Raw genomic sequence first — 22,437 nt, 5'->3', positions numbered from 1 at the left:
AGCACAAACATTAAAAGCTTTCAAAGAAGCAGAAGCATATAACGGACCATCACTTATAATAGCATATGCTCCATGTATCAATCACGGTCTTAAAGTTGGAATGGGTTGTACTCAACTTGAAACTAAGAGAGCTGTTGAATCAGGATATTGGGCTATGTATAGATTTAATCCAGCGCTTAAAGATGCAGGAAAAAATCCATTTATATTAGACTCTAAAGAACCAACTACACCATTTAGAGACTACTTAATGGGTGAAGTAAGATATTCTTCACTTGCTAAAACATTCCCAGAAATAGCAGAAGAATTATATGCTAAAACAGAAAATGATGCCAAAGAAAGATTAGCTGGTTACAAAAAACTTGCTAGTGAATAAAAATTAAAACAATATTAAAAAGTAAAAAAGTATCTATAGGATAAACACATTAAATGTGTCTAACTATAGATACTTTTTTATTTGAATAGATTACTTTTATTACAAATTCTTTTCGTAAGACTCAACCATCTTCTTTACCATTTGACCACCTACAGAACCGTTCTCTCTTGAAGTCAAATCACCATTGTAACCATCTGTAAGTTTTACACCTACTTCTTTAGCAGCTTCCATTTTGAATTTATTTAATCCAGCTTTAGCTTCAGAAACTAATACTCTATTTCTAGACATATATTTCACCTCCATTTCTAATAAATATTTTTGTTTATAATATTATAATTTACATTATTACAAATAATATTCATAGTAATTTATTCTTGTTTTGATATATTATAGAATTATAATACGACAAAAAAACCGACTAAATATTATAAAAACTTGAAACTTTAGCCAGTACATAGTAAAATTAAGTCAGATATGTTCATATTAAGCGAAAACCAGGTATATACGTTTGTTTTAATATATATATAACTTTTATAATTTATCTAAATATTAATTTTAAAGGCTAGGGGAGTTATTGACTAGGGGGAAATAAAGATGAATGTGCTAATAGCAGAGGATGATGAAATACAAAGGAAAAGCTTAAAAAAGACAATACAACAAATAGATAAATGTATAAACATATATGAATGTGAAGATAGGGATGAGGCTTTAAAAATTACAAGTAAGAATAATATTGACATATTTTACATAGATATATCTTTAAAGAATTCTTCGGGATTAGATTTTGCAATGGATCTTAGACAAATGCCTCAATATGAATTTAGTTTTATTGTTTTTTTAACCACTCATGTTGAATATATAATTCAATCGTTTAAAAAGGTTCATTGTTATGATTATATTATAAAGCCTTATGATGCTTCAGAAGTAGTAGATATGACAAAACGATTTATATCACATAGCGAGAACATAAAAGTAGTTCCAAAAGATAAAATTTATGTGATATTTGAACTTATAAAAGGTGTTAATTTGAAAGTGTATGTTGATGATATACTTTTTATAGAAGTTAAGCTTAGGGCATGCATGGTTCATACAGTAAATGGTGCTTATAAAGTTAATAGCTTAGGGCTAAAAAATATTCTTAAACTTATAAATTGTAACAATATAACACAATGTCATAGAGCTTTTGCTGTAAATGTTAAGCATATAAGTGAAATCGTCAGTTTAGATAATAGATTGAGTGAAATTCACTTTAAAGATTATGATAAAAAAGCTCTTTTAGGTTATAAATTTAAAGATAAAATAATGGAAAAATTTAAATAATTACATTCTCAAATTCTTTAGGGAAGGAGTACATTAAATGCTAGGTTTATTACAACAATTTTCAGCTAATTTTATTGAATTAACTGTGTTTATTATATTATGGTCAAATTTTTCTTTGAAAGATGAAAATAATTGGTTAAAAAATTTGGCAGTAATTTTAATAGGCACAAGCGTGATGATTGTATCAAGTAATGCAAATGTATACTTAAATATAATCATCAGTTATTTAAGTGTAATACTTTCGATTAAGTTTATTTATAAAAGACAATTAATGAAGACCACATTAGAATTTATTATATTCTGTTGTATAAATTTAGTCTTGCAAGCAAGTCTTATTGCAGTTGCATCTGCTATTGGATTTGAATACTCACATAAATTCATATTCAGAATTGCTCTTTTATTGACTGAATTGTTAATTGTTATTGCTATTTCAAGATATAATTTTATAAAAAGTTTAAGAAAGTTAATAGCCTTAGATTCTAAAATATTATGGTATTTTGCAATTAATTTAGGAACATATGCTTTGTTTTCTAAAATAATATGGGAATATAATAAAAATATAATATTGAACAATTTGTTAGTATATATATTTATAGTTCTTGTTATGTTATTAATTAATATATTTTTGTATTATTATATAGTCAAAATAAGTGAAGATAAAAAAGTTGCAGAATTACAAAATAAGTATAACCCTATTTTAGTTGATATAGTAGAGGAAATAAGACGAAAATAACATGATTTTAGAAATCATTTAAATACTATCAACGCAATAGTGGAAATATCTAGCGAAAAAGAAGTTAAACCTGAATTAAAGAAGTTTATGTTATCTTTAAAATGTTCAAGTAGTATTATAGAGGATATTATCTACATCGATAATATTATAATTAAAGCTATAATATATAACAAATTGTGCGAAGCGGATAGATTAAATATAAAATTAGCATTTCATGTGACAAATAATTCATTAGAATCTAGTTTAAGTGATTATGAAATTTCAGATATTCTGAACAATCTAATAGATAATGCTTTTGATGCGGTTATTAAAAATACTAGTGATAAGGTAGTTATTTTGAATATACATTCAGAAGGAAGCACTAACATTGTAGAGGTTAGAAATAGCGGAATAACAATAGACCCCAATAATATAAAAGACATATTTAAGAGAGGCTTTTCTACTAAAAAAGGGCAAGGCAGAGGATATGGACTTTACAATATAAAGAGAATAGCTGAAAAAACTGGTAGTAATGTTCAGTTATTCTTTGAGGATAATTATACTATATTTAGAATAGCATTTAAGTAGAATATTTATAAAGACAATTTAGAAGAGAGATAATTTTTTATAATCCATCTTCTTTTGTTTTTCCATGTGCTAAACTATACGTTCTGTGTGTTTTCTATTGAATTAATTTGTAAATGACATACAATATAAATATATATATATTTAATATTCGTTATGGGAGGAAAATCTATGAAAAAGAAACATATTATTTTTATTATTATTATTGGTGTAATAATAATAACTGGAATTATTGCCTATGCAATTAAAAATAATAAAAAAGCAAGCGGGAATAAAGGTAAAGCAGTAGAACTATATAAAATACCAGCCAAAGACAAAATATTCGTAAATGGTATTATTGTTCCTGAAAAAACGGAAAGTATATTTCGAGATGAAACAAAAGGAAGTATAAATGAGGTTTCGGTTGAGGATGGACAGGTAGTAGCGAAGGGTGATGCTCTTTTTACATACAGAAACAGTTTGGTTACGGATGAAATAGATAAGGGAAACCAAGAAATTACTAATGCTAATAATCAAAAAAAGAAATTACAAGATAAACAGGAAGAAGCAAAAAAACTTTTAATAAAGCAGAAGGAAGAAGAAAAAAAACAACAACAAGTAGCACAGCCTGGTGTTGGTGGTGTTGCCATGGGCGCATCAGCGGCTACTGAGACTCAAATTAGTGGCTACTCAGATCAAATAGATGCTGTGCAAACTCAAATTGACACTTCAAGGGGTTTGGTGAATAACTCAAAAGAGAAAGAATACACTTATATAAAAGCACCGATAGATGGGAAAGTAATATTAAGTGATGTTAAAGATATGACGAAACCATATATTGTAATAGAGTCTACTACAGTTTATGTAAAAGGAAGTATTAATGAAAAAGATCAGACAAAGATAAAGGAAAATCAAAAGGTGGATATACTTATATTTGCTATAAATAAAACAGTAACTGGAAAGGTAAAAAGCATAGGGAATAGTCCGACGATACCAGATGTAGTGGCTGGTGCTCAAGGGGCTAAAGGTGGAGCTTCTGCCATATCTTATTATGACGCAAATGTATCTTTGGATTCACAAAAAGATGTTGTAAACGGGTTTCATGTACAAGCTACAGTGAAGCTTGAAGGAGAAGAAGAGATGAAAATACCTAAGAGTGCGGTACTTGAGGAAGCTGGCAAACAATACGTGTTCAAGGTTGTGGATAAAAAGTTAAAAAAACAAGCTATCACATGTAAAAAAAGTACAACGACTCAAGTTGTAGTACTTAGTGGGCTAGCTGAAAATGACAATATATCACTAACTACTAAAGATATGAAGGAAGGTATTTCTGTTGAGTAATCTTATTGAGTTAACAAATATTAATAAGTATTATAAGCTAAAGGATTCTAAATTACACGTATTGAAGGATATAAATTTAACTATAGAGCAAGGCGACTTTGTTATGATAATGGGAAAATCAGGTAGCGGGAAAACTACACTTTTAAACCTTCTTGGTTTCCTTGACCATTTTGATAATGGGAAATATGAATTTAATGGCAAGGATGTTACTCATCTTAGTGAAAATGAAAGATCAGAACTTAGAAATAGTTATCTGGGATTTATATTTCAACAGTTTCATTTGATAGACTCATTGAGTATTGGTCAGAATGTTGAACTTCCTTTGCTTTATAAAGAAGGTACTGATATACCTAAAAAAGAAAGAGCACACCTTGTAGAAAAATATTTAGAAACGGTAGGATTGCTTCATAAAGAGAAGCAATCACCTTCGCAATTATCTGGAGGACAGCAACAACGTATTGCAATAGCAAGAGCTCTCATTAACAATCCTTTTGTAATTTTAGCTGATGAGCCAACTGGTGCTCTGGACAGTAAAACCAGAGAGGAAATTATGAATATATTAAAGAAGCTTAATGAAGAAAATAAAACAATAATAATGGTAACACATGATGATGATTTAACTAAATATGCTAGCAAAGTAATCCATTTAAAAGATGGAGAGATAACAAAGGTGGATTAGATATGTCTATAATAAATTTAATCAAAACTGCAGTATACAGTCTAAAATCACATAAATTAAGAGTTTTTCTCACAATGATAGGAATAATCATAGGTATAAGCTCTGTAATATCAATTATGTCAGTTGGTAATGGACTAAAGGTAAAAATGAATGAATCTATGGCTGACACCAGTGCAAATAAAATAAATGTTAATTTTGTGCCAGAAAACGTTGAAGCAGATTTAACATTGATTGAACCCTTTAGCAAATCTGATCCATATTCTCTTAAAACAGTGGCTGGAGTAGAAAAGGTTGAGGAATCTAAGGATATGCAAGGAATGGGCGGATATACATATGGAGAATGTGCATATTTTGATAAAAATACACAGAGTATGCTAGAAGAGTATGATGGTAAAGAAATAAATATTAAGTATGGTCGTTCTTTCAAAAAAAGTGAAAGTTCTAAAAAGTTAATTATGTTGGAGTATAAAGCAGCCGAAAAACTTTTTAAATCTCCAGAAGATGCCATAGGCTGTGGAATAACAGTAAATGGAGTTATCTACGAGGTAATAGGAGTTTTGGAAAAAGAGGGTGCATTCTCTCTAACAGGGGGGTCAAGTTATATTTCAAAGGATTCAAAAGAAGATATGAATACAGAGACCGCTATTTCAAGCTTAGATGTTTATATTAAAGCGGGTGAAGACAAAGATAAGGTTTTTGAAAACGTAAAAAAAGAACTTATAGTGGCGCATCCTAATTTAAAAGGTGAGTATAAGCTTCAGGATCCTCAGGCAACGACTAAGATTTTTGAACAAATTATTGGGTATTTAACTGCTTTCATAGCACTCATTAGTGGTATTTCCTTATTTGTTGGGGGAATAGGCGTAATGAATATAATGTATGTTTCTGTAACTGAGCGGAAACGAGAAATTGGTATACGTAGGGCTATTGGGGCAAAACCTAAAAGTATATTACTCCAATTTCTTATAGAAGCAATTATGGTTACAGGGCTTGGTGGTATACTCGGAATATTATTTGGATTTATATTTTGTAAAATAATTGGTATGTTTATGCCATTCCCTCCAGTTATGAGTGGGGCAAGTGTTATAGGAGCAACTGCAATCTCTGTTATTATTGGAATGATTTTTGGAATTATACCAGCTATTAATGCATCGAAAATGGATCCAATTAAGGCGATTTACAATTAAATCATCTCCTGGGTCGCTGCAATATTAACAACTTTGGAAGCAGATTTAGACTGCCACCAAAGCAATTTTCCTAGGCTAGACAACTGCCACTTATAGAAGATGGCAGACTTGAAGCTTCCAAAATGTTGTTAAAAATCAAACTGGAATTTTGACGAAAGTCATTATTATATTATTTAAAAAATATATTTATTGGAGGCAATATAATGGAAAATATTCAAAAACCAAAAGTAGGCGCAGGTATAAAAACATTGGCAATTATTCAATTGGTATTTAGTGGTTTTGGATTAATAGGGAGCATAATGGCATTTTTCATGACAGATGCGACTAAAGCTCAGCTTAAAACAATGGGAATACCTGAGACATCAACAAGCACATTAATTATTGGTTTGGTATTAGTAATAATTGTAGCTTTAGGTGTTATATTAATTTTAATGAAAAAAGAATTAGGAGTATATATATATTTTGTCGCTGAAGTGGCAAATATTATGTACACAATTGTAAGTACTGGATTTAAACCAACTATTCTTATTTCACTTATAATTCCAGTACTTATGGGAATATTTATTTGGAAGAAGAAAGAAATATTTTTTGCTGATGATAAAGTGAAAATGTAAAAACTTTTTATCAAATCATCTCCTGGGTCTCTGTTACAGCGACCCAGGAGATGATTTAATTTATCGTGACAAGTTAATACAAATGTAGTTATAGGAGGCATATTATGAGTAGTGAAGTATTAAAAGTTGAAAAGCTAAAAAAAGTAATTGGTAAACGAACAATTGTATCAGATATTTCTATTAATCTTAAAGAGGGAGAAATATTTGGTTTTCTAGGACCTAATGGTGCCGGAAAATCCACGACTATCAAGATGATTGTTGGATTATCGAAAATTACTGAGGGAAGTATATATGTAGGTGGATGCTCAGTTAAAGAAGATTTTAAAGGGGCAATGCGCAACATTGGATGCATTGTTGAAAATCCTGATATGTATAAGTACATGTCTGGTCTTGATAATCTTAAAATATTTGCTAAAATATACAAAGGTGTGGATGAGGCACGAATTAATGAGGTAGTAAAAATTGTGGACCTTGAGAGGGCAATAAAAGATAAGGTGAAAACTTACTCTTTAGGTATGAAACAGAGGCTAGGTATTGCACAGGCACTACTTCACAGCCCAAAACTTCTAATACTTGATGAGCCTACAAATGGTCTTGATCCAGCGGGCATTAAGGATATGCGTGAACTACTTCGAAAGCTTTCATCAGAAACTGGTCTTACAGTGCTTGTATCTAGCCATATATTAGGAGAAATGCAGCAGATGTGTGACCGTGTTGGTATAATTAATAAAGGAAAAATTATAACAGTGAAATCTGTTGATGAACTTCTTAATATGTCCCAGGGAGGGGATAAAACAGTATTAATATTAGAATCTGATAATAATGAAAAGGCAACTTCAATTTTAACAAGCATGAGTGTTGACAATAGCATATTGGGTGATGGGGTTCATATTGAAACAACTAAGGATCGTGTGCCTGAAATAGTTAAAACTTTAACTCTTGCAGATATAGGTATTTTCGCTATGGATAGACAAGAAACTAAATCACTTGAGGATGTATTTATGAAGCTCACAGGGGAGGAGAAATAATATGGGTAATTTTTTTACACTTGTTTCAATAGAAAACATAAAGCTATGGAAAAGAATTTCTACAAAAGTAATGATGATAATACTAATTGTAATTATAATAGCAGCAACAGGCATTGTGAAGTATTATAATGTATCTCACAATACTCCAACGACAACAAAAGTTTCACAAAATTGGAAACAGGAATTAAAACAAGGTGTAGCATTACAGAAAATCCAGCTAAAGCAAGCTGAGAAAAGTAATGATAATATGTCAAAAATGGCTATAGGATCATCTAAAAAGATCATTGCTGAAAGTGAATACAGAATTAAGAACAATATTAAGCCAGAAACTAAAAATAGCGTTTGGCAAAGAAGTACGGAGTTTGCTACAAGTGCAGGTTATGGTGGAATTATAGCCCTTCTTTTAATAATATCATGTTCAGCTTTAGTTGCTGGTGAATTTTCTGAGGGTACAATGAAAATGATGATATCACGCCCTTACAAGCGATATGAAATTCTTAGTGCAAAACTCATTGCTACAATACTATATGGGCTTATACTTATGGGAATAACGTTTTTCCTTAACTTTATAATGATAGGTATATTTTACGGATTCAACGGTATGGGAGCTAAGGAAATGCTGTGGACGAGTAATAAAATAATATATGTACCAGCTTTATTAAAAACAATAATTATATTCGCACTTGAATTTCTTCAAGTGCTCGTGTACGTGATAGTGGCTTTTACAATATCCGCAATATCTCGTTCTCGATCAATTGCAACTGGATTTTCTTTATTCTTGCTTCTAGTTGTAAGTGGTATTATGCAACAACTAGCTATATATTTTAGTTGGGGTAAATATCTTCCATTTGGGTTGACTAATTTTGCTGCATTTATTACTCAAGGAGCATATGTTGATGGAACAACACTTTCTTTTGGAATCATTATATCTGCTATCTATTCTATAATATTTTGTTTTATAGGTTATTTTGTTTTTCAAAAAAGAGATATTTAATAACAATTATAATACAGCTTCCCAGAAGATGATTAAATTTTATAAAAAAGCAACGGTAGAATAAATTAATATGATTTCCTTAAATTAGACAGACTATCTGGTTTAAGGAGATTATTTTTAAAATCATTTATCTTTATTAATAAAAACCGTTTAGAAATAAATATCATTTTGAACACTAACCAAAAGCCATTATATATTAAAAAATTGTACAAGCTTAGCTTATACAATTTTTTATTTCTAGGTATTTTATTAAATTAATCGGACAATACTAGATAAACTCCATATTTATCTTTATAGTCTTTGTTTTTACAAGCAAAATCCACCAAGAAGGAACATTTTAAAAAAGTGGTTATAGAAAGCAGTATAATTAAATTTTTAAAAATTAAATTATGTTTCATAATATTTCTCCTTTCATGATATTGCTATGATATTATTTTGCTCAAAATAAAGATTAAAAACCTATTGAAACATAGGTAAATTGCTAAAATATATACATGGTTGAATTGTTAATAAAAAATGCTCATGGAAATTAAATTACATAAAAATTCCAAAAATAAAATATTAAATCACAGAAAAATCAATAATTGTGGATAAAAAATAATAATAAAAATAAAAATGTGGAAAAATAGACAAATTTAAAATTTTTGATATAGATTACAAAAACTCTTTGTAAATAATTTAAAACAAAATTCAAAATAATATTAACTGTGGTAGTATATAGATATTAAGCAAAATGGGGGTAATATGACAAAAGTTGATAAGATAAATAAAAATAAAAAACTGATTAAGTATAAATTCTTATTCCCTATGATTATTTTATTGGGATTGATAGCAATTTTTGCATTTCTACTAATGCAAAATAATGAATTAACACTTAGGAAAACTAATTCTGTAGAGGTAATAAATAAATTTAAAAATATGCAGTCAAATGGTGGAGCATTTGAGTTAAATCAAAAGGATATAGATGAAGTAAGTAGCTTATATTTTAAAGATTTTAAAAGCAAGGGAAATATAAGTGTTAAGGGTATTAACATTCAAATACTTAAGGATAAGATTTTGATTAGAGCACCTATTAGTTATAAAAATACTAATTTAGTTTTTTCTTCTCGAGGAAAGATTAATTTTTTAAATGAAAAAATTTCTTATATTGCTGATTATTTTAAAATAGGCAATCTATCAATACCCAAAGGTTTAGTAGTTTCTCAAATTAAAAAGGTTAATAGTAAAACTTTTTATGTTGATGGTAACTTATTAAAAATTAATTCTAATGTATTTCCATTTAAAATTAACAATTTTAAAATTACTAATAATAAAATAGTAGGTACAGTTACTACACTTAATATTAAAAAATTATTTGAAGATATCAATAAGACTAGTTTGGAACAGAAATCAAAAAGCAAACCTATAAAAGTAAATAAGGATTTGAAAATAATAAGATCAGAGGTAGAAAAATCTAAACTGGCTGGGCAAGAAAAAGAAAAAAACACTCAAGATTTTCAAGTAAAAGCAGCGAATAAGCGTCTTGCATTAACTAAGGTACATAACGAACTAAAAGATGCATATTCTAAGCTTAATTTATCAGAGGAAAAGCACATTTTATCATTAATGATTTCAGCTATAGGAAAAATGGAATCTGATCCTTCTTATAATTCAATGCCAGAGCAAAATGCTGTTAGAGCTATTTACAGCAAGATGGATTCTAATAGTAAAGATAGAGTTAAAGTTGTATTATTTACAAGTGTAGACGCAGATAGTATTAGAGAATTAAGGCAGTCTTTTGGACTATAAAAGGTATTTGAGTACATAAAAAAACTATCAAAGCACATGTGTGTGTATTTTGATAGTTTTTTTTATTATAAACTCTTTTTTTATTTAGGAATTTCAATATCAGGTGGAATCTCAAGACCTGCCATTTTCATTAAGTATAATGCATTTCTAGTTGTTGACACACCTGTCCTTAATTTATAGTCAAAGTATAACTTATCATCTTTGTAATATTCTCTAAGGTGATAGTTTTTAACTCTTTTATTTGTATTTTCTATGTCACCTAGTTCAAGATCATGTGTGGATACAAAACCTAATGCATTTTCAGTGCTTAGTTTGGCAACTAAAATTTTAGCACCAGTATGTCTATCTATAGAATTAGTGCCTTTAAAAATCTCATCTAATAAGAAGAATATTGGCTTTTTATCTTTGGTAGCAGTAACAAGTTTTTTTATCCTTAATAGTTCTGCATAGAAGGATGAAATGTTCTTTTCTAGATTATCACTTGTTCTCATGCAGGTATAAATATCCATAATAGAGCATTTGAAATTTTCCGAGCATACTGGGGCACCTGCATAGGCTAATACTAAATTAATACCAGTAGTACGAAGTAGTGTACTTTTCCCAGACATATTGGAACCTGTTATTAAAAGAACATTTTGCGACCTTTCAATGTGGATATCATTGTATACTCTGCTTTCTCCAAGTAATGGATGACCAATATTTTTAGCAATGAAAACAGGGGAGCCGTCCTGAAATTCTGGCATTGCCCAGTCACGGTGTTCATAGGCTATGATTGATAAACTGTTTAAAGCTTCTATTTCACCTATAACATCTATCCAGGTTGATAAAAATGCACCACTTGCTTTTTTAAATCGCTGAAGATTAATTAAACATTGATAATCCCAGAGTGCAATCACATTTATCGGAAAGTAATAGATGTTTTTTCTATCTGATATTACAGTTACAAGTTTTACTAGTTTTTTAATTTGAGAAGACGCATTCATTCCGTCTTTGTTTACAAGCTTTTGTTTTAAATTTATTAAATACTGCGAGTGGAACTTCTTCTTTTCTATATGTTTAATGAGGTTATTATAAATGAGAATTGTATCTTTATATTGATATATAGTGTCTAAATTTCTACTTATCTCTTTATATCCTATTGCGAGTAGTATTATTTGGAGCACAATGCCTATAAGAAATATTCTATATGATACCTGAGAAAAAATAAAAGATAATACTAAAAGGGAGAATGTTATAACTGGCAATAATCTTATTATAGCTACAACTAATGGTTTTAGAAAAAAATCATTTTTATCATCTACCCATTCGAGTAAAGCATCTGGATTATGATTTTTATTCTCACTAAGTATTGCTTCTGCTGAAAATCTTTGTGTCCATCCAATATTTTCTGAAAGCTCTTTTATAGCATCTTGTCTTTTATGTATTTCTTCAATGTTATATTGAGGTTTTGAGAGGGAATCTTTTAATTTTTGTCTACCAAGATAAGTTATGCAGGTGTTTATCCATTGAAAAAGTGAGTTCTTACCAAAGATATCTAAATCTTTCGAGTAACTGTGTTCCTCATCACTAAAGTCTTCACCATTATCCACAAAATCTTTCCAATTATTGTTAACTCGTTTTATACTATTTTCGTTAATTTCACATAAAACTAAACACCTAATTTTGTTGTGTTTTATTTTGTTATGCTTAATTGCCAAAGTTACAAATGTTATAGTTGTGATAGTTAACAATATAAGGCTTAAATAATAAGCGGTTCGTAAAAAAAAGAAAACAGTGAACCCTAATCCACTTACGAAGACTATTAATCTTAATAGGCTTATAAAACTTATGGCATCATTTTGTTTTTTCAATAATTTATCATAATGTTTTTTCCTATTAACATAAAGTGTTTTTTGTGTATCCATAATATCCTCCTAGATGTTTACTTTATTAGATATATAATAACATATTTAAGGCTTGGTCCGCAATTTTCAATATTAGGATAATATAACCAATTTTATTTGGCTAATTCACGAATTTACATGTGAACTATATGATTTAGACATTAAAAACATATAAAAAACTGTAGCTGATATCTAAAAGAAATCTTATTATTCTTTATCAATATTGAGTTTATGTTAGTTAACAATTTTTTATAACTTGTTTATGTAAAAATTTTAGCAGTAATAAAAGCTATATAATTTTAAATAGAAATTGTTTGTGAATTATATGATTTAAAGTTTTATGATATAACAATTGTGGTAATATATTAAGTACAAGAATAAAGGAGGAAATTATGGCTGGAACTAGAAAACACAAATTTAAATTGATCCCAATTATTTTATTAGTTGCAATAGCAACTTTTGCATACATGATATTAAATAATAGTGAGACTGTGGTTGATAAAACAGCATCCACAAATGTTTTGCAGAAGATTAGCAATCAGATACTCCTTAATGTTGGACAATTTGAGATAACTCAAGCGGATATTAATGGTGCAATTAATCAATACATAAAAGTGCCTATAAGCAAGGGCGATATGACCATTAATGAAGTTAATGCTAAAATATCAGGTGATAAAATTTTGATTGAAGTACCTTTTAGTTATAAGAGCATTGATTTACTATTTTCATCTACGGGCCAATTGGGTCTTTTAGACGGTGAAATCACGTATAATCCTGATAATTTTAAATTAGGTAAGGTTTCATTACCTAAAAAATTGGTTTTATCATTAATATCAAAGCAAAGCAACAATAATTTTTATGTTGAAGATAACTTAATAAAAATAAAAACAGATGAACTTCCAATTGCTATCAATAGTCTTATAATTGAAGATGATAAGTTAGTAGGAACAGTTGGTTTTAAAGGCGCATCAACTAGCAATTTAGATTCATTAAGCGAGGATGATGTAGATACTCAATTAGATGCGGCAAAGCAAAAAATACAAAGTGCTACTTCGTATATGAATTCTACTCAAAAGAGCCAAGCAAGTTTAATTTTGAACAAAATAGATGATGTTAAAAGCCAATCTTTAGATCAAAAGAAACAAGTCCTAAATTATGCTAATAATATAATTGCGAATGCTACAAAATAAACATTATGAATAAGAGATGAAAACTATTAAAATACATTAATTGTATTTTGGTAGTTTTATTTTTAGCAATATAGAGTTCCATATATTATAAGTCTTGCTTTGGAAATTTATGTTATAATAATTATAATAAATAATACGATGAATGTAATTTTGTCTTAAATCTGCATAATTATAAAAAGTATACTTCCAAGCATAGGAGATGATGTCGAATTGAAAATTACTATAACAGGAGAATTGTATTCTGGTAAGAGCTGTGTTGCTAAAGCTATAAGTGAGGTAATGAATTATACTTATTTTAGTGTGGGTGAATTACAAAGAAAGTTAGCTGTAGAAAAGGGTATGTCTATTATGGAATATAATGATTATATGTTTAACAATAATCTAGATCATGAAGTTGACAATAAAACTATGGAGATTGGAAGAGAAAATGAAAATTTTATTTTTGATGCTAGACTTGCATGGTATTTTATACCTGATTCTTTTAAAATATATTTGAAAGTAGAAACAGATATTGCTGTAGAACGGGCTATGACAAGTAAGAGGGGAAAGTCAGAAAATTATGTTTCGAAAGATGAAGCTAGAGAGAGAATAACTGAAAGAAGAAGACTCGAGGTAACTAGGTTCAAGGGAATTTATGATGTGAATATAGATAAAAATAGTAATTACGATTTAGTAATCGATACTTCTCACAAAACCTTAGAAGAAGTAACAGAAAAAATTCTAGGAGTGATTAGAGGTATTGCTAAAGAGTAAAGAGTTTTAAATACTTAATGCATGACTTGAATAAGAATTCGAAACAGAAAATTATATTGAGTAATTCTAATCTTTTGAAAATATAAAATTTTCTAACACTCACATTCGGCTTCTTGCCTCAGGTTCGCTAGACTGCACGTCCTGTGCAGTCTCACGAAAATTTTCTAGTTACAAAAGAAGAATTTTTAAATATAATTTTAATGTTTTCTTCATTTCTTATTTCAAGTCATTATCCATAGATTTAAGTACTTACTTTGTATTACTACATTAGAAAGATAATAACTCAAAAGAATTATTACAAAACTGTTGCACCTTTGAGGAGAATATAACAATTATTACATAACCTAAGATTCTGTAAACTCATTAAATACTATCCGATACACTCCTATATGCTTTCAACTTTATTATAAAATGAACATATATTCTTAAGTCTTTTAGCCGGGCTGTAGGGTTCAACTATTATAAAATTAATTTACTTGTGAAGCGGAAGGGGAAACTATAATGAATATATCCTTAACTAAGTCGTCGTCGAAAGATGCAGAAATTATTCATACAATGCAAATTAAATCATTCATGCCATTATTAGAGAAATATCAAGATTATGAAACCAGTCCTGTAAATGAGCCAATAGAAAAAATAATTGACAAAATCAATCAGTCATTTACAGATTATTATATTATTAAGAGTGATAGTCTAGATGTTGGTGGCGTTAGAATAGTAAAAAAGAATGATAAACGCTATCGTGTTAGTCCTATTTTTATCTTGCCAAAATACCAAGGAAAGGGGATAGCACAAAAGGTATTTCAAATTCTTGAACAGATGTATTCTGACGCAAATGAATGGGAATTAGATACTATATTACAGGAGCAAGGAAATTGTCATTTGTACGAAAAAGTGGGATATAAGCAAACTGGTGAAATGAAAGTAATAAATGATAGATTAACATTGGTATTTTATAAAAAATAGTTGTACCACATTATTTTTATGTCATATTTGTAAAATAAAACTAACAAAACATTATTAGTATTTAAATAGCAGACAAACTTATGTCTGCTATTTTTGTTAAAACAAATGCAATATATAATTTACATTGCGAATATTATATGCTACAATATGTAATATACGGAGGTCATATTATGAAAAACAAAAGAATGAAGATAGCACGTATTGAATGTGATATGAATCAAGAAGATTTAGCAAAAGCTGTAGGAATTACCCGTCAAACTATTGGAATGATTGAAGCGTGCAATTATAATCCATCACTAAAGCTTTGTACTTCAATATGTAAAGCACTTGGTAAAACATTAAATGATTTATTCTGGGAGGATGATAATAATGAAAAAGAAGAAAAAATTAGATGAACGTGAACTTATGGAAATGTATAAAATTGAACATTATGCTTTTTGGTTTATGTTTTGGGCATTAATTGCAAGTATATTTATTCAGTTGATATTTTTTAATTCTTCTTTTAAACAAATAGGTGGTGAATGGATTGTATTAATGATTTCAGCTATAGCAATTTCAATTGCTTATATTAAGGGTGGACATTACGATTATTATACAAAACCAGGAATAAAATCTTACCTTTTGTATTCCATAAGTTTTACTATTGTATTTGATGTGATTATTGCTATCACAAGTTATATTCATCATAATTATTATAATATGAGAGGTTTTATAATCACAGTTTGTTTATCTGGTGTAGTGCTTTTTGTTGTTCTATTTGTAACATTAGCATTAACAGGAGAACTAATAAAGAAAAGAAGAAAAAAACTGGAAGAAAAATTTGTTGAAAGTAATAAGAATGAAAAATAAGATGAATTGAACAATTTATGTATATAATGTGAATCTGAAAAAGGTTAATATCTAACAGATTAGTGTAGTAGATTTCATAGCATATTAAATAAAATCAGATTGTCAGTGAGGTGATATATATGCCAAAAGTTATGCTTGAAAGAATTATACGTTTGGCTAATAAAGCTGAATATAGTAATTACAAAAGAAGTGTAGATGAAATAAACAGTGTGGAATTTGATTCCATTAATAATGAGAAGATTTTATATAAATCAAATGAACTTAGAAAAAGAGTTTCACAAGGAGTTTCTATTGATGAAATAATTATAGAAGCCTTTGCACTTGTAAAACAAGCAATTAAAATGGTCTTGGATTTAGAGGCTTATGATGAGCAAATAATAGCTGGCATAGCTATCCATAAGGGAAGGCTCATTGAAATGCAGACAGGAGAAGGTAAAACCCTAGCTGCAGTATTTCCCGCATATCTAAATGCACTTTCTGGTTTTGGTTGTCACATTCTTACTTTTAATGATTATCTTGCAGCTCGTGATGCATTGTGGATGGGGCCTATATATGAAAGTCTCGGGCTAACTGTAGGGTTTGTGCAGGATGATATGAAAAATGAAGATAAACATAAGGCTTATTTATGTGATATTACGTATATAACAGCAAAAGTAGCTGGATTTGACTATTTGAGGGATTCTATTTGTTATAAAAAAAGTGAATGTGTTCAGCGATGTTTAAATTTTGCTATTGTGGATGAAGCAGATTCTATAATAATTGATGAAGCTAGAATACCACTGGTGATTGCAACAAAAGGACGAAATGGCGCTAATACTCTTTTGTCTACCACGAGCATTATAAAGAAACTCAAACCAAAAGTACATTATGATAAGGATGAGTATGAAAGAAATGTGTTTCTAACGCAAGCAGGCTTAGCCTTTGTAGAAGAGGCGCTTGGTTGTGATAATTTATACTCTGAGGAAAATCTTAAACTTCTTAACGAAGTACATAATACACTTTATGCGGAGGCAATGCTTAAAAAAGACATAGATTATATTGTACGGGATAATAAAATTGAAATGGTAGATGAATTTACTGGTAGGGTAGCTGAAAATAGGCATTGGCCAGATGAAATCCAAGAAGCACTTGAGGCTAAGGAGAATATTATGAATGGAACTAAGGGGCGAATTATGAATCAGATAACCCTTCAAAGTTTTATTTTGCTTTATAAAAAGGTTGCAGGAATGACTGCCACTGCTATGGATTCTGTAGATGAGATTAGCGAGTTTTATGACCTAGACGTATTTGTTATTCCTCCACATGTGACTTGCAAACGAATAGATTATCCAGATGTAATATTTACTCACAAGGAGGCAAAGTACAAAGCTTTAATTAATGAGATTGTAAGTGTACATGCCACAGGACAACCTATTTTAATTGGAAATTCAAGTGTATTAGATTCAGATTATTTGGCATTAAAATTAAAAGAAAGCGGGGTTGAGTGTCAGGTTCTAAATGCTAAAAATGATGAGCTTGAAGCAAGTATTATTAGGCAGGCAGGTGTAATAGGTGCAGTTACTGTTTCAACCAATATGGCTGGACGTGGTGCTGATATAAAATTAGGTGGAACAAATGGTGAAAGCAAGGACAAGGTTATTGCTTTAGGTGGATTGTACATTATTGGGACAAATAGATATGAGAGCAAACGTATTGATAAACAACTTAGAGGTAGAGCGGGGCGCCAAGGTGATGTTGGAATGTGTAGATTTTTTATAAGTCTTGAAGATGACTTGATTAAAAAATATGGCATTGATAATGTAATACCTGCTTATATTAGGCCTAAGAATCAGGAGGGACCAATTGTTGATCCTAGAATAGCTCGCAAGATAAACCAGGTGCAGCGAATTATTCAAGGACAGAATTCCGATTTGCGTAGAGCTTTATGGGAATATTCTTCATTGATAGAAAGACATAGACTTATGGTATATCATAGACGGTTGGGTATAATTGATGGTAGGGAACCTTTTAATATATTGAAAGGGGAAAATCAGAAGCTTTATGAAGAATTAAATGAACTATTCGATGAGAACTGTATAAATAAACTTCAAAAGCAAGTAGCTTTATATAATATTGATGAGGGTTTTGCAAATTACCTATCTGATATAGCCATAATTCAAAATGGCATGAAACTTAAAGTCTTAGGAGGTAAAAATCCTTTAAGAGAGTTTCAGAGGGAAACAAATCAGTGTTTTGAGAATTTGCAGCAAGCTATTCAAGAAAATATTTTAATGGATTTTACCAATATGGAACAATCAGAGAGGGGTCTCTTAAGTTTACAAGGACGGATAAAACCACCTACATCTACTTGGACATATCTTGTTAAAGACAACACTGTAATGGACACACTTATTTTGATGGTAACAGGTAGCCAAGGTGGAGGAAATCTTAATGGTGAAGGGTTCGCACGAGCACATGTTGTATATGTGATGGAGTTTATTGAAAAGATATCTATGTTTATTAGAAAGAAACTTAAAGGGAAAATTTGAATAATATTATTTTATAACTACTAAATAATAATTTAATATACAAACTAAGGAAAGCCTAAAATTTAGACTTTCCTTAGTTTGTATATTAGAACCATCATTTTTTAAAATAGCAAAATTATAAAGTTGATTATTACGTTATTCACATGATTTGCAACTCAAACTCATTAGATACTATTATTTTCTATCATCTAATGGAACGTAAGGACTATTTTCTCCAACGCATTTATATGCAGGTCTAATAATTTTACCATTGTTTGTTATTTCTTCAAGCCTGTGAGCACTCCAACCAGCTATTCTGGCTATAGCAAAGATAGGAGTGTACATATCATCTGGTATACCAAGCATTCTATATACAAAACCGGAGTAGAAGTCTACGTTAGCACTTACTCCTTTGTAAATCTTTCGTACACTACCAATTACAATAGGCGCTAGTTCTTCTACCTTTGAATAAAGGTTATATTCATCTTCTAAACCTTTTGCCTTAGCAAGTCTTCCAACATATCGTTTAAATATAACAGATCTTGGGTCAGATATAGAATAAACGGCATGTCCCATTCCGTATATTAGACCAGTTTTATCAAAGGCTTCTTTAGTAAGAATTTTTGAAAGATATTTTGTGATTTCTGCATCATCTGTCCAATCATTAACTTTTTCTTTCATATCTTCAAACATTTGAACTACTTTTATGTTTGCACCACCATGTTTGGGACCTTTTAAAGAACCAAGTGCAGCAGCTATTACAGAGTAGGTATCGGAACCAGAGGATGTTATTACATGTGTAACAAATGTTGAGTTATTACCACCACCATGCTCTGCGTGAAGAACTAGAGCAAGGTCAAGTAGCGTAGCTTCAAGTTTTGTGTATTTGCTATCATCGCGTAGCATATACAGAATATTTTCAGCAGTACTTAGCTCTGCGTTAGGACTACGAATAATTAAATTATTATTATTATGATAATGAGACAGAGCATGATAACCATAAACAGCTATAAGTGGGAAACATGCAATTAATCTCATGCATTGCTCCAAAACGTTGCTTACAGAGGTATCCTCAGCTTTATCATCTATACTATATAGTGCTAGTATACTTCTTGCTATTGAGTTCATTATATTTTTACTTGGCATTTTCAATATCATATCTCGTACAAAATCATCAGGAAGATTTCGGTATTTAGAAAGCAAATCTATAAAGTTTCTAAGTTCTTCTTCATTAGGTAGATCACCAAAAAGCAATAAATAACATGTTTCTTCAAATCCAAACCGACCATCTTTAAGAAAACCGTCTACTAAATCTTCAATGTTTACGCCTCTGTATTTTAAAGAACCTGGAGCCGGAATAATTTTGTTGTCTTTAACAATAGAGGAAGTTACTTCACTAATTTCTGTTAAACCTACAAGAACACCACGACCATCAAGATCTCTAAGTCCTCGCTTAACTTGATATTTAAGATATAACTCTGGATCAATAAAACTATTCAATTTTTCGGGAATGTTTTTTTTGAATTCTTTCAATTTTTCAATATCCATAATATCACACCTCGCTTAATCGTTTTTTATAACAGAATATTTTACGAATAATCATTTTGAACTTTTAGTGTATTTACACTTTTAGTGTATTTACACTTTCAGTGTATTGCATAATTTTTTATTTTAATTAAATATAATTATTACATTACAAATTATATTACACTAAATTACGTAGAAAATATAGAAAATTTCATATTAAATAATAAATAATAAATAATAAATAATAAAGTATTAACCAACACAATGATATTTATTTACATCATGTGGAGGCCTTTTTACTTATTTTATATATAAAGATACATTTTTAACATGCTGTGCATATGTTTTAGCGAATACATGTATACCAGTTTTACTATTTAATACATAGTAAAAATAAGCAGTATTTGCAGGATGAAGTGCGGCATTTATTGATTTAATTCCTGGGTTACATATGGGTGAAGGAGGTAGACCTTTGTTTAAGTAAGTATTGTATGGAGATTTTACTGCTAGGTCCTTATTGTATAGTTTAGTTTTGAATCCAACTACATATTGAATGGTTGCATCTAACTGTAGTGGCATTTTTTTGTTCAACCTATTGTATATTACACTTGCTATTTTGGATCTATCTACATCTTTTCCTGCTTCTTTTTCAATTAGAGATGCTGTTATTACAACATTTCTTATTTTTAACTTATTTTTAGTTATATAATTTTCATTTGGTTGTATATTTGCTTCGAAGGTTTTAAGCATTTCGTTTATAATGGATTTGCTTGATGCATCTTTTCTAAAAGTATATGTGTCAGGATATAAGAAACCATCTAACTTATGTTTATTATTTGGCAATCCTTTCAAAAACCAGTAATTATTATCTGTCCAGTTTTCAACTTGATTATCGAAATCTTTTTCATTAACTAATCCTAATTTTTGAAGCGATTGACCTATTTTTTGATATGTATATCCCTCGGGGATTGTAACTTTTACTACATTATATTTGTTATATAATATAAATCCCAGATGAACTATTCCAAAAGATACTAAAATGAGAATAATTATTTTAAGTAATATTTTTATAAATTTCATAATTATAAGGTTCATGTTCTCTACAAATCATCGAGTTTAAAGAACCAATTTCAACTCCTTTTATGCTAAATGTATTGTTAGTATATTATATATTAAAACACATAAATATACAATTTTTTTATTAAAAATTAACATGTTTGACTTAATATAAAAATAAAATTTTTAACACATCAATTATTATAGCGCATAATAACAAAACTAAATGGTAAATGCTTGCCAACTGAGGGCAAGTTCGCTTACCTGTGGGTAAATTCTTACCTAAAGGTAAGTTATCTAACTTAAAAGTGCGTACTTGTTAATGAAATTTTGTGGCCTTATAATGATTATAGGTTAGAAAAAATTATTAATTAATAAAATTATATGGAGGTATATATTATGAAAGTCATTGCTTTTAACGGTAGTCCTAATAAGAACGGAAACACTTATGAGGCAATAAAAGCTGTAGCTACAGAACTTAAAAAAGAAAATATAGAGGTAGAGATTATTCATGTAGGTAATAAAGTAATACGTGGATGTTTAGCTTGTGGTGGATGTAGTAGAAATATGAATGAACAATGTGTTATAAAAAATGATGAGGTTAATGAATGGATTCAAAAAATGAAAGAGGCTGACGGAATTATTTTAGGTTCTCCGGTACATTATTCAGCAATAGCTGGAACAATGAAATCATTTTTAGATCGTGCATTTCTTGTAACATCTACAAATGGAGGCATGCTTAGACATAAAGTAGGAGCTAGCGTTGTCGCAGTAAGACGTGCAGGTGGAATCCCAACATTCGATCAATTGAATAATTATATTAATTATTCAGAAATGGTAATGCCTACATCAAATTATTGGAATGTAGTTTTTGGTACAACACCAGGTGAAGCGACTCAAGATAAAGAGGGAATGCAGATTATGAGCGTTCTCGGCAAAAATATGTCATGGCTTTTGAAACTTGTAGATGCTGGAAAAGATAAAATAGAAGAACCTAAAGTTGAAGACAAGGTATTCATGAACTTTATAAGATAGTGATTAAAATTAGTCAATAATTTGTTCCAAAGTCATTTAGCATAATAAAAAAGTATAGGATTTATCCATAA

22 protein-coding genes and 1 pseudogene are annotated in these 22,437 nt (G+C 29.4%); 18 read left to right on the top strand and 5 right to left on the bottom strand.

Translation table 11 applies throughout. From position 1 onward, the window contains the following. Window positions 1-373: pseudogene (locus KPL38_RS00945) on the top strand (pyruvate:ferredoxin (flavodoxin) oxidoreductase); the annotation flags it as partial. Window positions 374-472: 99 nt separating this feature from the next. On the opposite strand, the gene KPL38_RS00940 reads toward KPL38_RS00945, so the two are convergent. Continuing rightward, window positions 473-661: an alpha/beta-type small acid-soluble spore protein gene (locus KPL38_RS00940; protein ID WP_216285660.1), complete on the bottom strand. Its 189-nt coding sequence runs from the start codon at window positions 659-661 to the stop codon at window positions 473-475. A 306-nt stretch (window positions 662-967) separates the two neighbouring features. Between KPL38_RS00940 and KPL38_RS00935 the strand changes: the two genes are divergently transcribed. The 9 genes from KPL38_RS00935 (at window position 968) to KPL38_RS00895 (ending at window position 8,812) form a co-directional block, all read left to right on the top strand. Further along, the gene (locus KPL38_RS00935) at window positions 968-1,693 is read left to right on the top strand and encodes a LytR/AlgR family response regulator transcription factor (RefSeq protein WP_216285659.1); all 726 of its coding nucleotides are present in this window, start codon (window positions 968-970) and stop codon (window positions 1,691-1,693) included. Window positions 1,694-1,730: 37 nt separating this feature from the next. Further along, the gene (locus tag KPL38_RS00930; protein WP_216285657.1) at window positions 1,731-2,426 is read left to right on the top strand and encodes a hypothetical protein; all 696 of its coding nucleotides are present in this window, start codon (window positions 1,731-1,733) and stop codon (window positions 2,424-2,426) included. Window positions 2,427-2,465: 39 nt separating this feature from the next. Beyond that, window positions 2,466-2,993 carry a sensor histidine kinase gene (locus tag KPL38_RS00925; RefSeq protein WP_216285655.1) on the top strand — a complete coding sequence of 176 codons (528 nt, stop codon included), beginning with the start codon at window positions 2,466-2,468 and terminating at the stop codon, window positions 2,991-2,993. Window positions 2,994-3,161: 168 nt separating this feature from the next. After that, window positions 3,162-4,310 (top strand): efflux RND transporter periplasmic adaptor subunit, encoded by a 1,149-nt coding sequence (locus tag KPL38_RS00920; protein WP_216285653.1) that lies wholly within the window; start codon window positions 3,162-3,164, stop codon window positions 4,308-4,310. After that, window positions 4,300-4,989 (top strand): ABC transporter ATP-binding protein, encoded by a 690-nt coding sequence (locus KPL38_RS00915; RefSeq protein ID WP_216285676.1) that lies wholly within the window; start codon window positions 4,300-4,302, stop codon window positions 4,987-4,989. Before KPL38_RS00920 ends, KPL38_RS00915 begins: the two co-directional genes overlap by 11 nt. Window positions 4,990-4,991: 2 nt before the next feature. After that, entirely contained in the window at window positions 4,992-6,176 is a 1,185-nt protein-coding gene (locus KPL38_RS00910; protein WP_216285651.1) for an ABC transporter permease, read from the top strand. A gap of 203 nt (window positions 6,177-6,379) precedes the next feature. Further along, entirely contained in the window at window positions 6,380-6,790 is a 411-nt protein-coding gene (locus KPL38_RS00905) for a hypothetical protein (protein WP_216285649.1), read from the top strand. Window positions 6,791-6,894: 104 nt separating this feature from the next. Continuing rightward, window positions 6,895-7,818 carry an ABC transporter ATP-binding protein gene (locus KPL38_RS00900; RefSeq protein ID WP_216285647.1) on the top strand — a complete coding sequence of 308 codons (924 nt, stop codon included), beginning with the start codon at window positions 6,895-6,897 and terminating at the stop codon, window positions 7,816-7,818. A 1-nt stretch (window position 7,819) separates the two neighbouring features. Further along, on the top strand, window positions 7,820-8,812 hold the full coding sequence (locus tag KPL38_RS00895) for an ABC transporter permease (protein ID WP_216285645.1): 993 nt from the start codon (window positions 7,820-7,822) through the stop codon (window positions 8,810-8,812). Window positions 8,813-9,066: 254 nt separating this feature from the next. On the opposite strand, the gene KPL38_RS00890 is transcribed toward KPL38_RS00895, so the two are convergent. Then, complete coding sequence (locus tag KPL38_RS00890; RefSeq protein WP_216285643.1) at window positions 9,067-9,210, bottom strand: hypothetical protein; 144 nt, start codon at window positions 9,208-9,210, stop codon at window positions 9,067-9,069. Window positions 9,211-9,556: 346 nt separating this feature from the next. On the opposite strand from KPL38_RS00890, the gene KPL38_RS00885 reads away from it, so the two are divergent. Further along, complete coding sequence (locus KPL38_RS00885; protein WP_216285642.1) at window positions 9,557-10,600, top strand: hypothetical protein; 1,044 nt, start codon at window positions 9,557-9,559, stop codon at window positions 10,598-10,600. An 80-nt stretch (window positions 10,601-10,680) separates the two neighbouring features. On the opposite strand, the gene KPL38_RS00880 is transcribed toward KPL38_RS00885, so the two are convergent. Further along, the gene (locus KPL38_RS00880; RefSeq protein WP_216285640.1) at window positions 10,681-12,504 is read right to left on the bottom strand and encodes a MutS-related protein; all 1,824 of its coding nucleotides are present in this window, start codon (window positions 12,502-12,504) and stop codon (window positions 10,681-10,683) included. Window positions 12,505-12,875: 371 nt separating this feature from the next. On the opposite strand from KPL38_RS00880, the gene KPL38_RS00875 reads away from it, so the two are divergent. The 6 genes from KPL38_RS00875 to KPL38_RS00850 all read left to right on the top strand — a co-directional run bounded on the left by KPL38_RS00875 (window position 12,876) and on the right by KPL38_RS00850 (window position 18,769). After that, the gene (locus KPL38_RS00875) at window positions 12,876-13,673 is read left to right on the top strand and encodes a hypothetical protein (RefSeq protein ID WP_216285632.1); all 798 of its coding nucleotides are present in this window, start codon (window positions 12,876-12,878) and stop codon (window positions 13,671-13,673) included. A 210-nt stretch (window positions 13,674-13,883) separates the two neighbouring features. Continuing rightward, window positions 13,884-14,426 carry a (d)CMP kinase gene (gene cmk, locus KPL38_RS00870; protein ID WP_216285631.1) on the top strand — a complete coding sequence of 181 codons (543 nt, stop codon included), beginning with the start codon at window positions 13,884-13,886 and terminating at the stop codon, window positions 14,424-14,426. Between the two features lie 501 nt (window positions 14,427-14,927). Beyond that, on the top strand, window positions 14,928-15,392 hold the full coding sequence (locus KPL38_RS00865) for a GNAT family N-acetyltransferase (RefSeq protein WP_216285629.1): 465 nt from the start codon (window positions 14,928-14,930) through the stop codon (window positions 15,390-15,392). A 170-nt stretch (window positions 15,393-15,562) separates the two neighbouring features. Beyond that, a complete protein-coding gene (locus KPL38_RS00860) occupies window positions 15,563-15,787 on the top strand; it encodes a helix-turn-helix transcriptional regulator (protein WP_216285627.1) in 225 nt (74 codons plus the stop codon). Further along, on the top strand, window positions 15,762-16,241 hold the full coding sequence (locus KPL38_RS00855) for a DUF6773 family protein (protein WP_216285625.1): 480 nt from the start codon (window positions 15,762-15,764) through the stop codon (window positions 16,239-16,241). Before KPL38_RS00860 ends, KPL38_RS00855 begins: the two co-directional genes overlap by 26 nt. Before the next feature lie 119 nt (window positions 16,242-16,360). Next, a complete protein-coding gene (locus KPL38_RS00850) occupies window positions 16,361-18,769 on the top strand; it encodes a preprotein translocase subunit SecA (protein ID WP_216285623.1) in 2,409 nt (802 codons plus the stop codon). A 174-nt stretch (window positions 18,770-18,943) separates the two neighbouring features. Here KPL38_RS00850 and KPL38_RS00845 read toward each other — a convergent pair whose 3' ends face one another. Next, window positions 18,944-20,296 carry a citrate/2-methylcitrate synthase gene (locus KPL38_RS00845; RefSeq protein WP_216285622.1) on the bottom strand — a complete coding sequence of 451 codons (1,353 nt, stop codon included), beginning with the start codon at window positions 20,294-20,296 and terminating at the stop codon, window positions 18,944-18,946. Between the two features lie 279 nt (window positions 20,297-20,575). Further along, window positions 20,576-21,355 carry an endolytic transglycosylase MltG gene (mltG, locus tag KPL38_RS00840; RefSeq protein ID WP_246577744.1) on the bottom strand — a complete coding sequence of 260 codons (780 nt, stop codon included), beginning with the start codon at window positions 21,353-21,355 and terminating at the stop codon, window positions 20,576-20,578. Between the two features lie 375 nt (window positions 21,356-21,730). Here mltG and KPL38_RS00835 point away from each other — a divergent pair, with 375 nt between their 5' ends. After that, window positions 21,731-22,366: a flavodoxin family protein gene (locus tag KPL38_RS00835; RefSeq protein WP_216285618.1), complete on the top strand. Its 636-nt coding sequence runs from the start codon at window positions 21,731-21,733 to the stop codon at window positions 22,364-22,366. The last annotated feature ends 71 nt before the right edge of the window (window positions 22,367-22,437 follow it).

Origin of the sequence: Clostridium psychrophilum (assembly GCF_018861705.1) — a bacterium.
In the GTDB taxonomy this organism is placed as follows: domain Bacteria; phylum Bacillota; class Clostridia; order Clostridiales; family Clostridiaceae; genus Clostridium_AD; species Clostridium_AD psychrophilum.
This window is presented reverse-complemented; position numbering and strand designations above follow the sequence as displayed.